Here is a 13,082-nt window from a genome sequence, read left to right on the forward strand (position 1 = left end):
TTGTTTGTAGCGTATTTTTAGATTTAGAAAATTAACAAATTACAATGTTGTTATTACCAGAATACAGCATAAAGCACACACAAGATGATCATAATGGCGTAAGAAGCAATATTGAATCCACTTTGTGTTTTAAAGGTTTTATCTGTTAATACAATCGCCCCAGCGCTGTCATCCGTTTTAGTCGAGGTTAAACTCACTAAACCAATCACAACCGTTGTAAACATAAAGGTGTACATCATTTGATCAAGGAATGGCATACCTAATGGCATTAATTTTAAGAACAACGCAAACGGTATAGATAAAACCACACCAATGATTGCACCTTTTGCATTTGTCTTTTTCCAGAATAAACCTAAGAGGAATACCGCTAAAATTCCAGGGCTGACTAAACCTGTATATTCCTGAATATACTGGAATGCCTGATCGATACCACCTAATAATGGCGCAATAAAGCAAGCAATAATTAAAGCAACAACGGCACTGATACGTCCTACATTCACTAAACGCGTTTCAGAAGCTTTTGGTCCAATATATTCTTTATAGATATCCATCGTAAAAATAGTCGCGATAGAGTTAAGCATAGATGCCAAAGATGACACTATTGCAGCCGCAAGTGCAGCAAAAACAACACCTTTTGCCCCTACTGGTAGGAATTGAGTTAACCAAGGATAGGCTTTATCTGCTTGTGATAACGTTGGAATATGCTCTTGTGCCATGGTACCTAAACCCGCCATTAATTCAGGGTTTGTGGTAATAACAAATGCAGCAATACCCGGCACAACGACAAGAATAGGTACGATAAGTTTTAAAAATGCAGCAAATACCAGCCCTTTTTGTGCTTCATTGATAGATTTAGCGGCTAAAGCACGCTGAATAATGTATTGGTTAAAACCCCAATAATAAAGATTAGCAACCCATAAACCACCAATCAGTACTGCGATACCCGGTAAGTTCATAAATTGTGGATTATCTTTCTCTAAGATCATTTTAAAGTGATCGGGGGCGGCTTGTGTCATTTTACTCAAACCTTCCATGATCCCACCATCTCCACCGATATAGCTAACAGCTAATACAGTAGTAAACAAACCACCAAGGATAAGGAAGAATACTTGTACCACGTCTGTCCACGCAACAGCAGAGAGTCCACCATAGAGTGAATAGATAACAGCAAATAATGCTAAACCAATAATGGCATACATCATTGGCACACCAAGAATAGTTTCTAATGCCAATGAGCCTAAATAAAGTACCGATGTTAAGTTAACAAAGATAAATAATGCCAGCCAGAACACGGCAAGAATAGTTTTTAAGTTACGGCTTTTAAAACGATTCTCGACAAATTCTGGAATGGTATAAATACCTTTTTCGATAAAAACAGGTAAAAAGTATTTAGCAACAATAATTAATGTCAGCGCGGCCATCCATTCATAAGAGGCGATTGCAAGCCCAATGGAGAAACCAGAACCAGACATACCAATAAATTGTTCTGCTGAAATATTAGCGGCAATAAGCGAAGAACCAATTGCCCACCAAGGAAGGGTTTTTCCTGCTAAGAAATAGTCCTTTGTGCCTTTTTTCTCACCTTCTTTTGAACGAGAAACCCATAATCCTAGACTAATAATGATAACGACATAGAGGGCAAAAATTGCATAATCTATTGTGCTTAACCCAACACCTTCTGTATGCATAATATTTTCCTTTCAGACCCGTAGAGATAATAGGATTTTAATGTAAACGTTTTCACGATCTTTTTCCGTTACTCTGTTCACAAATTTATCGCCTATGTTACGTAAATGGATCATAAAATAGAAAAACAAACGATTACTATGGTGAGTTAAGTAAAATACAAGCTTAAACTAGGACAATAATTTTATTTAACAAATTGCAGATATTCAAATAACCATTTAAAAAAAGTAAAAGTGATAACGATTACACAAGTTAATTAAGTATGACCTCTTAATGTAAACCATTAAGAGGATCGACAAGATAAAAATGCAGATGAGACCATTAAGAGAGGTGACTAAGGTTAAAAACAGAATTACGTTGCACTAATGTTGGCGAAAAAATACGTTGCTTTTGTTCAAGTATTTCACCTTTAGAAAGTCTGATGGCGAGTGTTGCAGCTTGTTCTGCCATCATTTGTACAGGATAACGCACAGTGGTTAAACGAGGGTGAATATAGCGAGCGATTAATACGTCATCAAAGCCAATAACGGAAATTTTTTCAGGTACAGGAATTTCATTTTCATCAAGAACAGATAAAGCCCCTGCTGCCATAAAGTCGTTGTAAGTTACTACGGCTGTAAAATCGATTGATTTCGTTAGTAAATGCATCATTGCTTTTTCACCACCTTCACCTTCAGGCTCACCATACTCAATATAGCTTTCAGGTAATGAGATATGATTAGCTTCTAATGCCGCTTTATAACCAGCAAGACGCTGAGTTGTATCTTCAATATGATGAGTAGATGAAATATACGCGATTTTAGTATGACCTTGACGAATAAGATGCTCTGTTGCCATCCAAGCCCCTTTATAGTTATCTAAAGCGACACAACGTTCGGCAATATCAGGAATAAAACGGTTAATCAATACCATGCTTTTCACTTCATAAGCATAAGCCAGCAACTCTTCATCAGAAAGTGCCTTTGAATGGATCACTAGACCATCACAGCGACTATTAATCAATAATTCAATAGATTGTCGCTCATCTTGCGCATCATGATAACCATTACAGACCAAGATGTGTTTCCCTGATTGTCTTGCAATATTATCAACCGCTTTAACGAGTGTACCAAAAAAGGGATCAGAAACGTCATGCACTAAAACGCCCAAAGTTTGTGTACTTTGACTCACTAAAGCCCTTGCTGCCGCATTAGGTCGATAACCTAGCTTTTGCATCGCAGCATTAACGGTTTCAATAGATGATTGACTTGCTTTTGGCGAGTTATTAATGACTCTAGATACAGTCGCGACAGAAACCCCCGCTTCCTTCGCTACATCTTTGATAGTCGCCATATCCACTCCTTATGGATCACTTTTATTCATGGTGAAGAAATAACGCACCGTTAATCTACAAACAAAGAAAAAAGAGAGTAATAGAATTTAAGTGGCTTGATTATCAGCGAAGAAGTGAAATTTAAAAAGTAAAAAGATCAAATAAATAGTGAAAAGGAAAGCGTTTACACTTTCCTTTTGTTGTTACAAGTAAAACTTATAGATTGTTTGGCTATTCCACGCTGTATTTGCAGGTAAAATACCTTGGTTTTCATGCCATTCTGGATGATTAGGACCATCAGGAAAATATTGTGTTTCTAATGCTAATCCTGAGTAATTGCCATAATGACGACTCTTTCCACGCGTTCCTACCAGAAAATTGCCGGTATAAAACTGAACCGAAGGCATGGTTGTAAAAACATCCATTTTCAGTTCACCTTCAGGCGCAATAACAGTCGCAATAGGCATTTTATTCTCAATCACGCTCTTATCTAAAATAAAGGCATGATCGTAACCATTTGCAGCTTTTTGACACTCATCTGCCATAAAATCAACGCCAATACGTTTTAATTTACGAAAATCAAACCCTGTTCCTATTACGCTGGCAAACTCACCCGTAGGGATATTGCCTTCGCCATTTTTTAAATAATGAGTCGCACAAATTTTTAAATCATGCTCAAGTGCAGTACGCTCAGTATTTTCACCTGCAAGATTGAAATAAGCATGATTAGTTAAACTTAATGGCGTGGTTTTATCGCTCATCGCCTGATAATCGATGTATACCTCATTATTATCGGTCAGTGTATAGGTCACACTCACTTTCACAGTACCAGGAAAGCCTTGATCACCATCATTTGAAATCAATGAAAACGTGACGGATTGAGAAGATTGCGTGGTGATCACCCAGCGAAGATGGCTAAAGTTTTGTTTACCACCATGTAAGGTATTTTTACCTTCATTCGCATTAATTTTATATTCTTGCCCCTCTAATACAAACTTAGCTCCGGCGATACGATTAGCAAAACGTCCCACCGTTGCACCTAAATAGGCTGTTTGTTGTTTATGGGCATTCATATCTGCAGAGCCTAATAATACATCTCGACGATACCCATTAACCGGCACAATACAGGTTAACCAAGTCGCACCAATATCCATTAAAGAGATAGACATACCAAAACGATTTTTAAGCACCACTATTTGCGCAGGTTTTCCATCTGATGCAGGTTGTGCTGTCATTTGTTCAGGTTCAAGAAAACGAAGCTCATTAGTTGCCATTATTTTGCCTCCGAATAGCCCGCTCCTTGGCTTGCAGAGCAGACATAGATTGTTTCTTTTAATCCCGTTTTAGCTTCGTATTGCGCCTTAACAGAGTCAACGACTTTATCAACTAAATCTGGTGTCACTAATGCTACGACACAACCGCCAAATCCACCACCTGTCATTCTTACACCACCACGATCACCAATCACTGATTTCACGATTTCAACCAATGAATCAACCTCTTTGACGGTGATTTCAAAATCATCACGCATTGAGTGATGTGATTGCATCATTAACTGGCTCAATGTGGTTAAATCACCATGGCGTAAAGCTTCTGCAGCCTCTAATGTACGATTGTTTTCAGTAATAACATGGCGTGCTCGGCGATAAACCACTTCACTCATTAATGCTTTTTTAGCAACTAAATCGTCTAATGTGGCATCTCTTAATGCCGTTACATTTAAAATATGAGCAGCTTCTTCACACTGTTGGCGACGGGTATTGTACTCACTATCAACTAATCCACGTTTTTTATTAGTATTGATAATCATCACAACCATATTTTCGGGCATTGTGACTGCCGACGTTTCTAATGAACGACAATCGATTAATAGTGCATGATTTTCTTCACCACAAGCCGAAATAAGCTGATCCATGATGCCACAGTTACAACCAACAAATTGGTTTTCTGCTTTTTGACCGTTTAATGCAATCTCTTTTTGACTAATAGGTAATTGATAAAGTGTCTTAACTGTTTGACCAATAGCAACTTCTAACGCAGCAGAAGAGCTTAACCCCGCACCTTGGGGGACATTTCCAGATATCGCGATATCCATACCATGAAAGGCATAGTTATCTTTCTGTAGAAAGTGAATAACACCACGAACGTAGTTTGCCCACATTTTATTAGGTAAAAACTCAATAGTATTATCGAGACTAAATTCATCAACTTCATTTTGGTAATCAACCGCAATAACACGAATAGTATTATCTTCTCGTTTTGCTGCGGCAACGACCATTTGATAATTAATAGCACAAGGTAAAACAAACCCATCATTATAATCAGTGTGTTCACCAATAAGATTTACCCTACCAGGCGCTTGAATAAAATGTGTAGGTGCGTAACCAAAAATAGATGAAAATGAACGAGTCACATTATGAATAAGTGCCTGCATAATAAATCCTTAGATTAAAATTAAGTAATAAAAATCCCATCACATCATTATGTCAATAATGAGATGTTTGATTTAATTTGTGCTCAAAAAAGCAGATTAATTAAAAAACCTTGCCATATTGCAGGTTATTAATGCTGCTCTTTATAATGAATGTCACTTAATTGACGTAAATTATTCGCAGCTTGTTCTGGCGTTAAGTCTCTTTGCGATTCTGCCAGCATTTCATATCCCACCATAAATTTACGCACTGTGGCTGAACGTAATAATGGCGGATAGTAAAGCGCATGTAATTGCCAATGATCGGTATTTCTATCATCTTTAAAAGAAGGTGCAAAATGCCATCCCATTGAATAAGGGAAAGAACAGTGGAATAAATTGTCATAACGACTTGTTAACTTTTTCATTGCAATAGCAAGATCATCTCGTTGGGCACTATTTAATTCACTCATTCTTCGAATATGCGCTTTAGGTAATAACATCGTTTCATATGGCCAAGAAGCCCAATAAGGAACTACCGCCAGCCAATGCTCTGTTTCAACTACGGTACGACTTGCATCTTTACATTCGGCATCAATATAATCGATTAATAGATTACGCCCGTATTGTTCAAAATAAGCTTTTAATTGCGTATCTTTTCGCGCTAATTCATTAGGCAAGAAATCACTCGCCCAAATTTGCCCATGAGGATGAGGTTGAGAGCATCCCATCGTTTCGCCTTTATTCTCGAAGACTTGAACCCAAAGATATTCTTTGCTGAGTTCTTCTATTTGGTTATCCCAAGTATCAACAATTTTACGTAAGCTGCTGACAGATAATTCAGGGATCGTTTTTCCATGATCGGGTGAGAAACAGACGACTCGACTAATGCCTCTAACAGCTTGAGTTTGAAATAAAGGATTTGATGAAGGCTCAACATGATATTCGTCTTGTAATAATGCAGAGTGATCATTATTAAAGACATACGTTCCGGTGTAATCTGGATTTTTATCGCCAGAAACACGGGTGTTATTTGGACACAAATAACAGTGAGGATCATAAGAGGGAAGGGTCGCAATCTGAGGCTTTTCATCTTTGCCATTCCAAGGTCGTTTCGCTCTATGTGGTGAAACTAAAATCCACTGACCAGTTAGCGGATTATAACGACGATGCGGATGTTCAACAGGATCAAAAATCAGTTTCGACATAACCTTCTCTCTTAGTTATTCAAGATTATCTAAATACTTTAAATTTTATTTCAGATAACCATTTGGGTTCTGTAATTGCCAACGCCAAGCATCCGCAGCCATATCATCAATTGAACGGATCGCTTTCCAGTGTAAATCTTTCTCTGCTTTTGCAGGACTTGACCAACATTCAGCAATATCACCTGGGCGGCGAGCTTGTAATTGATAAGGGATTGGTTTACCACTCGCTTTACGAAATGCTTCAATCATTTCAATCACGCTAGTGCCGTTACCTGTTCCCAAATTATAAATATGTAAGCCCGCTTTTTTACCTAATGCATTTAATGCTGCAATATGACCATCAGCCAGATCCATCACATGGATATAATCACGAACACCGGTTCCGTCTTTGGTTGGATAATCATCACCAAAAACAGCCACTTGTTCACGACGACCAATTGCTACTTGAGAAATATAAGGAGTTAAATTATTGGGGATCCCTTTAGGATCTTCCCCCATCGTACCCGATGGATGCGCCCCCACTGGGTTAAAATAACGCAGCAAGCTAATCGACCAACTTTCATCAGCAACAAATAGGTCAGATAAAATACGCTCAACCATATATTTACTGGTGCCGTAAGGGTTAGTTGTCCCTCCTACTGGTGAATCTTCAGTAATAGGAACCACTTGAGGATCACCATAAACAGTTGCAGATGAGCTAAAAATAATACTTTTTACGCCTGCATCACGCATACAACGCACTAGCACCAATGTGCCATTAACATTGTTGTCATAATATTCAATGGGCTTCTGAACAGATTCCCCAACCGCTTTCAATCCTGCAAAATGAATAACAGACTGAATAGAATGCTTAGCAAAAATAGATGCTAATTGCTTGTCATCTCGAATATCACCGTTATAAAACAGAGGGCGTTTACCTGTTAGAGCTTCAACACGATTAAGCACTTCTTCATTCGCATTGCTAAGGTTATCTAAAATAATCGGTGTCATACCAGCTTCAATCATTTGTACGCAAGTATGACTACCGATATATCCCATACCACCTGTTACTAATATTTCCACATTCACCTCTTTTGATTCAATTCAAAGGAAAAGCGCAAGACGGTTTCTGTTCACTGACACAGAGTTTAGCAAGATCCACAAAATTATTTCGTGATCAACTCGACATTTAGTGTAAACGTTTACACGCTTTTCGCATAGACTCAAATTTTATAAAAAACTGTATTTAGAATTGCATTACAGCAAGTTAATATAATACGTAATACATTCCTTCTCTTTATCACTAAAAATAATATCCATTAAAAGTAAACGATTACATTCAAATCAATCAGTTAATTACATGATAAAACTGACATTCAATACGTTTTATCATACCTTATTAACTTCCCCGCTAATATGTTTAAGCGGTGTAAAAACACTCTCAATAAATACTTGCCATTTAATAAGTACTTTATTGTATAAATACTCTAAATAATTCACACCACAGCTAGATAGCAAGTGAATGAGTCGCTAGGCGCATACATTAGTATATGATTAGTGTGAATAAACACAGCCAACAATGCTGTGGTTTGAAGTATAACGAGTATTGAATGGAGAACATAATGAAACCGATTGTCTTACTCTACCAAGATCTCCCCGAAAAATTGTACAAAAAACTATCTGATTTCGCTGATATCAAACAGTTTAAAACACTCTCTTTAGACTCTAATGAGTTTCGTTCAGCACTTGCCAATGCCTCTGGATTACTTGGCGCGGGTGGTAATATTGATGAAAATTTTATTCGCCAAGCACCTCATTTAAAAGCCGTTTCAACGGTTTCTGTTGGCTATGATAATGTTGACGTTGATGCACTCACCAAACGTAATATTAAACTCATGCATACTCCAACTGTATTAACAGATACCGTCGCAGATACCATGATGGGATTAGTACTTGCCGTAGCAAGACGCATTCCTGAACTTGCTGATAATGTTAAACAAAACTTATGGGTTAAAAGTATCACTTCTGAGTGGTATGGTACTGATGTTCATCATAAAACCATGGGTATTATTGGTATGGGTAGAATAGGCAAAGCTTTAGCACAGCGTGCGCATTTTGGTTTTGATATGAATATTCTTTATCACTCACGTACAGAATATCCAGAAGTGAACGATAAATTTTCTGCAAAATATTGCGCTTTAGAAGCCTTATTACAACAATCTGATTTCGTATGTATCACGTTGCCATTAACATCAGAAACCCATCATTTAATAGGGCAAAAACAATTTGCAATAATGAAACCTGATGCTTATTTGATTAATGCTGGGCGCGGAGCTGTGGTGGACGAATTGGCACTCATTCGTGCATTAGAACAAAAAGAGATCGCGGGTGCTGGACTGGATGTTTTTGAAAAAGAGCCTCTATCTTCATCTTCGCCGTTATTAACGATGAAGAATGTCGTTGCTGTTCCACACATCGGCTCTGCAACAAAAGAGACTCGCTATGCAATGGCTGAATGTGCGGTAGATAATCTGATTGCCGCGCTGAGTAATCACGTAAAAGAAAACTGTGTCAATTTCTAAAGTGATAAATAGCGTTTTTGAGGTACAAAAAAGGTAATGAAAAGCTATCATTACCTTTTTTAATCGATGCTCAAATGAATTTAAGCGGGATCAACGTGAGCCATCACACTTAAGATCTGTTTATTTTGCAAAACCTTATTACGTGCATTAACAACAATTGCGTGGCTTTCATTGACGGTGAGATCACCTTTAATTTCAAGGTGTACATCTACAAGTAAATAATCCCCCGAACGACGTGTTTTTAAATCATGAACCCCTTGCACGCCCGGTGTTGAAACCAACATCTGTTTGATCTCTTCTAACGTTTCTTCATCTGCCCCTCTGTCCATTAAATCTTGTAGAGCTTGATAAGTGAAACGCCATCCCATACGACCGACAAAGAGTCCGACAATTAATGCAGCTAATGGGTCAAAAAATTTAAATCCAGCCAAACTTCCAATAATACCTATCGCAACAACTAATGAAGAAGCAGCGTCAGATCGTGCATGCCAAGCATTTGCGACTAACATATTTGAGTCCACTTTTTTTGCAACAGCGAGCATATAGCGGAATAATCCTTCCTTAGCCGCTAATGCAAGTAAAGCCACATATAAAGCAACACTGTGAACTTCAGGAATAGTCGATGGATCTATAATTTTATGAATGGCAGAAAACACCATACCTAAACCAACAATTAATAAAATTGTCCCAAGAATAAGTGATGCTGCATTTTCATAACGAAAATGCCCATAAGGATGATCAGCATCTGGTTGTTTCTGACTGCCTTTATTGGCAATTAAAACAACAAAGTCAGCAATAAGATCAGAAAGTGAGTGAATACCATCAGCAATTAAGCCTTGAGAATGTGAGAAAAAGCCCACTGTAATTTGCCAAATGGATAAAATGATATTGACAAAAACACTCACTAACGTACTTTTTTTAGCAGCCTTAAATTTTTCAGACTGCTTATTATCAGCCTGCTCCAACTCAATATCATCAATGTGATTATGTGTCATAATAATAATCTTATTTGGTTTTAAATAGCCTACTCTATTGCTATATATAAATAGAGTTCCATAGGTTATTTCAGGTTCCATAACTCATTGGTGAGGATAAAGGACGACTCTGAATAACAATCCAGTTTAGGGACTAAGATTGCTGTCCAGACATCATATTGAGATGTCATTGCCTATTAATATGCCATATTTAAATCTTTCTGTCTCTTATTTTTTTCAATAAAATCTTATAGATACAGAACAATAATATAATTGATAATCATTCTTTTATGCATTTTCTATTTTTAATAAGAAAAAGAGAAATTTATTTTTAAGACAATATTATTAATTTCTTTTCTGTCAACCAGTTAAGATGTATAACTTATTTTCATTATATTATTAATATTATTTTAGACCGTTTTCAACTTTTCATACTTAATAATGTAAAGCAGTAAATAATCATTCTCACTCTTATTTAAAACACAGATCACAGCTATTTTTTACCATTAAGCGATAATGGTAAATATTTTAAACTAACGCTAAGTGAGGTTTGTAATGTATAAGAAAATACTAGTTCCCATTGATATTTTAGAAGATGAACTTTCTCAGGAACTGATCACTCACATTGAACAAATAGCAAAGGTGGGTAAACCTGAGATCCACTTCCTCACCGTTATTCCTAATGCTGAACTTTTCTTTGGTATCGAGTTTGCAGCTATTCCTGAAAAATTCAAAGATTCATCAGAACGTACTCGCCTTGCTTTTGTTGCACTACAAGAAATGATTAAAGATGCAGAAATTCCTGATGAGCAAATTAAATGTAATGTTGGTGTCGGTAACGCAAAAGATGAAATTTTAGAATATGCCCGCCACATTGATGCGGATTTAATTGCGATTGCGTCACATAGACCTAATGTTTCCTCCTACTTATTAGGCTCAACGGCATCAGCAATTGTACGCCATGCCAAAATGTCAGTTTTAGTTATACGCTAATATATAGCTTAAATAGCAATAAAGCCCTTTGTCTCAACAACAAAGGGCTTTTTAGTAAAACGATAATCTATCCTAAATAGGGTTAATTATTATTTTTTAACTGAATCTTGAGTCGTCTCGGCCGCTGACCAAATACGATATTTCACATCAACATCTTTTGGTGTATAGACAACGATAGGTAATTTACTGTTATAACGGATAAAGGCATCTGAACCCATATTTGCCTGTACAAAAGCATCTTTTTTCGTATTGTCAGCACATCCCATCATTGTTGACATTGGACCATTCAAATCGCCAACAACATAATAGCTATAACCCCAACCTTCTAAATTCTTTTCATCTAATTTCGCACCGAACCACTGATGGTTGCAATCTACTTTAAGTTCTTTACCAATAATTAATTCAACTTGGTAATTGCTTTCATTATCTTTTTTCTCTAACTCGATAACATGACGAACTTGATTTTCTTGAGCCTTAGGATAAGGTGCAACTTTATCTAAACTGTCGGTAGCTTGTGCGCAGGCAGACAAAGACATTGCTGCGACTAAAGATAATATTACTTTGTTCATCACTCTCTCCATTTTTACAGCAAACCTTTCGCTGTTAATAAAATTAGTCAGATGTTTTTATTACTTATCATCTGAATACTAATATTTTTAGTACCTGAATGCTAACATCTTAGTAAATAATACTATGAGTGGATAATTCTGAATGTTTTAAAAAGAAAAATCACGTTTTTTCATGAAATGTAAATTTGTGATGCATCACCGTGCAGATAAGCTATCTATGATTATACTGAAATAGAGACCCAATTTCTTTTCATAGGAGGTTATATGTTCTCAGATCAACAATCCCTTGTTTCTCAATTAAGAAATAGTGATCCTCGCTTTGAAGCTCTCTACGATAAACATCATCGACTCGATCAAGAAATTGCTAAATTAGAAGGTCCTAACGGAGCTGGTTATAATGATGAAGTTGCCAAACTAAAAAAAGAAAAGCTTCATCTTAAAGATGAAATGCAAAAAATACTTCAACGACTTGAAAAATAAGGCTCTTTTTAAGCGATGATATAATATCATCGCTTTTTATGATTAAAAACAAAGATATCGCCCTATAAAGATGCATAATAAATATATCTTTTATTTTTAGGGGCTCAATATGTCATCAATACATGGTCATGAAGTTTTACAAATGATCCTTTCTTCAGAGACTGCATTTACTAAAATATCGCTGATTGAGGCTATCCATAAACAATTCGGCAATCACTCACGTTTTCATACTTGCTCAGCTGAGAATATGACAGCAACTGAACTAGTTGATTTCTTAGAAAGGAAAGGTAAATTTATTCCTGCTGAAGGGGGATTTACAACGAGTGAAAACAAGATCTGTCACCATTGATATTTAAAGCTCGATTGCCAGTGATTTCCTTTTCTATAGTATTGGCTTTTTATATAAATAAGTAAAAAGCCAATGTGTTCTGACAATCGTAATGACTTTATTTACATTTATGGCATTTTATTCATCGTCTGTTTGCAACCAACCATCATCTTCCCAAACACTTTGAATAAGCTCCATTATGTGTTCATGCTTTGTTTCATCTTTTATACCCGTAACTTGAATCGAGTTCATGCTACTAAAGGCGATACGAAACTGCATATCTGGATATTCTGGAATGATCTTTTTTCTTAGTTCGTGTTCTAAGAGCGGAAATAATGAGTCGGTTATCTTAGATTGTTTATTAAATAAAATTTCCACACGCATTGGTTTCACCATTTGAAGGCAAATAAACTGTATATAAATACAGTATTCTATTCTAAGAAAAAAGAAAAGTCTTTTTGATAAATTTTTTATCATTACGCACTAAATAATGTTTTAGCGTCTCTATCTGCTTAATGATAAAATGCATAATAAATGCAACATTTAATAAGAGAGAAAGCT

The 13,082-nt window shown here is 36.5% G+C and carries 13 protein-coding genes; 4 read left to right on the forward strand and 9 right to left on the reverse strand.

The window, feature by feature from the left end; translation table 11 throughout:
- Positions 1-53: 53 nt before the first annotated feature.
- The 6 genes from SB028_RS14005 to galE form a co-directional block, all read right to left on the reverse strand.
- Positions 54-1,688, reverse strand: a complete 1,635-nt coding sequence (locus SB028_RS14005) for a sodium/sugar symporter (protein WP_069367768.1) — start codon at positions 1,686-1,688, stop codon at positions 54-56.
- A 319-nt stretch (positions 1,689-2,007) separates the two neighbouring features.
- The gene (locus SB028_RS14010; protein WP_069367767.1) at positions 2,008-3,018 is read right to left on the reverse strand and encodes a substrate-binding domain-containing protein; all 1,011 of its coding nucleotides are present in this window, start codon (positions 3,016-3,018) and stop codon (positions 2,008-2,010) included.
- A 183-nt stretch (positions 3,019-3,201) separates the two neighbouring features.
- Positions 3,202-4,272 (reverse strand): galactose-1-epimerase, encoded by a 1,071-nt coding sequence (gene galM / locus SB028_RS14015; RefSeq protein ID WP_069367766.1) that lies wholly within the window; start codon positions 4,270-4,272, stop codon positions 3,202-3,204.
- Positions 4,272-5,432 (reverse strand): galactokinase, encoded by a 1,161-nt coding sequence (gene galK / locus SB028_RS14020; protein ID WP_069367765.1) that lies wholly within the window; start codon positions 5,430-5,432, stop codon positions 4,272-4,274. Before galK ends, galM begins: the two co-directional genes overlap by 1 nt.
- Positions 5,433-5,560: 128 nt before the next feature.
- Positions 5,561-6,616, reverse strand: coding sequence for a UDP-glucose--hexose-1-phosphate uridylyltransferase (locus tag SB028_RS14025; protein ID WP_069367764.1), 1,056 nt, complete (start codon positions 6,614-6,616; stop codon positions 5,561-5,563).
- A gap of 45 nt (positions 6,617-6,661) precedes the next feature.
- Positions 6,662-7,678 carry a UDP-glucose 4-epimerase GalE gene (gene galE, locus SB028_RS14030; RefSeq protein WP_069367763.1) on the reverse strand — a complete coding sequence of 339 codons (1,017 nt, stop codon included), beginning with the start codon at positions 7,676-7,678 and terminating at the stop codon, positions 6,662-6,664.
- Between the two features lie 539 nt (positions 7,679-8,217).
- On the opposite strand from galE, the gene ghrB reads away from it, so the two are divergent.
- Positions 8,218-9,177, forward strand: a complete 960-nt coding sequence (ghrB, locus tag SB028_RS14035; RefSeq protein WP_069367762.1) for a glyoxylate/hydroxypyruvate reductase GhrB — start codon at positions 8,218-8,220, stop codon at positions 9,175-9,177.
- 80 nt (positions 9,178-9,257) lie between these two features.
- On the opposite strand, the gene SB028_RS14040 is transcribed toward ghrB, so the two are convergent.
- Positions 9,258-10,172, reverse strand: coding sequence for a cation diffusion facilitator family transporter (locus SB028_RS14040; RefSeq protein WP_069367761.1), 915 nt, complete (start codon positions 10,170-10,172; stop codon positions 9,258-9,260).
- Positions 10,173-10,706: 534 nt separating this feature from the next.
- Between SB028_RS14040 and SB028_RS14045 the strand changes: the two genes are divergently transcribed.
- Positions 10,707-11,144: a universal stress protein gene (locus SB028_RS14045; protein WP_069367760.1), complete on the forward strand. Its 438-nt coding sequence runs from the start codon at positions 10,707-10,709 to the stop codon at positions 11,142-11,144.
- An 89-nt stretch (positions 11,145-11,233) separates the two neighbouring features.
- Here the strand turns inward: SB028_RS14045 and eco are convergent, their stop codons facing one another.
- Positions 11,234-11,713 (reverse strand): serine protease inhibitor ecotin, encoded by a 480-nt coding sequence (gene eco / locus SB028_RS14050; RefSeq protein WP_069367759.1) that lies wholly within the window; start codon positions 11,711-11,713, stop codon positions 11,234-11,236.
- 264 nt (positions 11,714-11,977) lie between these two features.
- Here eco and SB028_RS14055 point away from each other — a divergent pair, with 264 nt between their 5' ends.
- Positions 11,978-12,193 (forward strand): DUF465 domain-containing protein, encoded by a 216-nt coding sequence (locus SB028_RS14055; RefSeq protein ID WP_069367758.1) that lies wholly within the window; start codon positions 11,978-11,980, stop codon positions 12,191-12,193.
- A 109-nt stretch (positions 12,194-12,302) separates the two neighbouring features.
- Positions 12,303-12,542, forward strand: a complete 240-nt coding sequence (locus SB028_RS14060; protein WP_069367757.1) for a YecH family metal-binding protein — start codon at positions 12,303-12,305, stop codon at positions 12,540-12,542.
- A 117-nt stretch (positions 12,543-12,659) separates the two neighbouring features.
- On the opposite strand, the gene SB028_RS14065 is transcribed toward SB028_RS14060, so the two are convergent.
- Entirely contained in the window at positions 12,660-12,905 is a 246-nt protein-coding gene (locus SB028_RS14065; RefSeq protein WP_036934877.1) for a DinI-like family protein, read from the reverse strand.
- Positions 12,906-13,082: the final 177 nt, after the last annotated feature.

Source organism: Proteus vulgaris, from assembly GCF_033708015.1.
Lineage (GTDB): Bacteria > Pseudomonadota > Gammaproteobacteria > Enterobacterales > Enterobacteriaceae > Proteus.

Bases quoted from the DNA above. Each gene is read 5' to 3' on its own strand.
- eco (WP_069367759.1), bottom strand. From the start codon at position 11,713: ATGAACAAAGTAATATTATCTTTAGTCGCAGCAATGTCTTTGTCTGCC.
- galK (WP_069367765.1), bottom strand. From the start codon at position 5,432: ATGCAGGCACTTATTCATAATGTGACTCGTTCATTTTCATCTATTTTT.
- SB028_RS14005 (WP_069367768.1), bottom strand. From the start codon at position 1,688: ATGCATACAGAAGGTGTTGGGTTAAGCACAATAGATTATGCAATTTTT.
- SB028_RS14025 (WP_069367764.1), bottom strand. From the start codon at position 6,616: ATGTCGAAACTGATTTTTGATCCTGTTGAACATCCGCATCGTCGTTAT.
- SB028_RS14010 (WP_069367767.1), bottom strand. From the start codon at position 3,018: ATGGCGACTATCAAAGATGTAGCGAAGGAAGCGGGGGTTTCTGTCGCG.
- SB028_RS14060 (WP_069367757.1), top strand. From the start codon at position 12,303: ATGTCATCAATACATGGTCATGAAGTTTTACAAATGATCCTTTCTTCA.
- galM (WP_069367766.1), bottom strand. From the start codon at position 4,272: ATGGCAACTAATGAGCTTCGTTTTCTTGAACCTGAACAAATGACAGCA.
- SB028_RS14045 (WP_069367760.1), top strand. From the start codon at position 10,707: ATGTATAAGAAAATACTAGTTCCCATTGATATTTTAGAAGATGAACTT.
- SB028_RS14055 (WP_069367758.1), top strand. From the start codon at position 11,978: ATGTTCTCAGATCAACAATCCCTTGTTTCTCAATTAAGAAATAGTGAT.
- SB028_RS14040 (WP_069367761.1), bottom strand. From the start codon at position 10,172: ATGACACATAATCACATTGATGATATTGAGTTGGAGCAGGCTGATAAT.
- SB028_RS14065 (WP_036934877.1), bottom strand. From the start codon at position 12,905: ATGCGTGTGGAAATTTTATTTAATAAACAATCTAAGATAACCGACTCA.
- ghrB (WP_069367762.1), top strand. From the start codon at position 8,218: ATGAAACCGATTGTCTTACTCTACCAAGATCTCCCCGAAAAATTGTAC.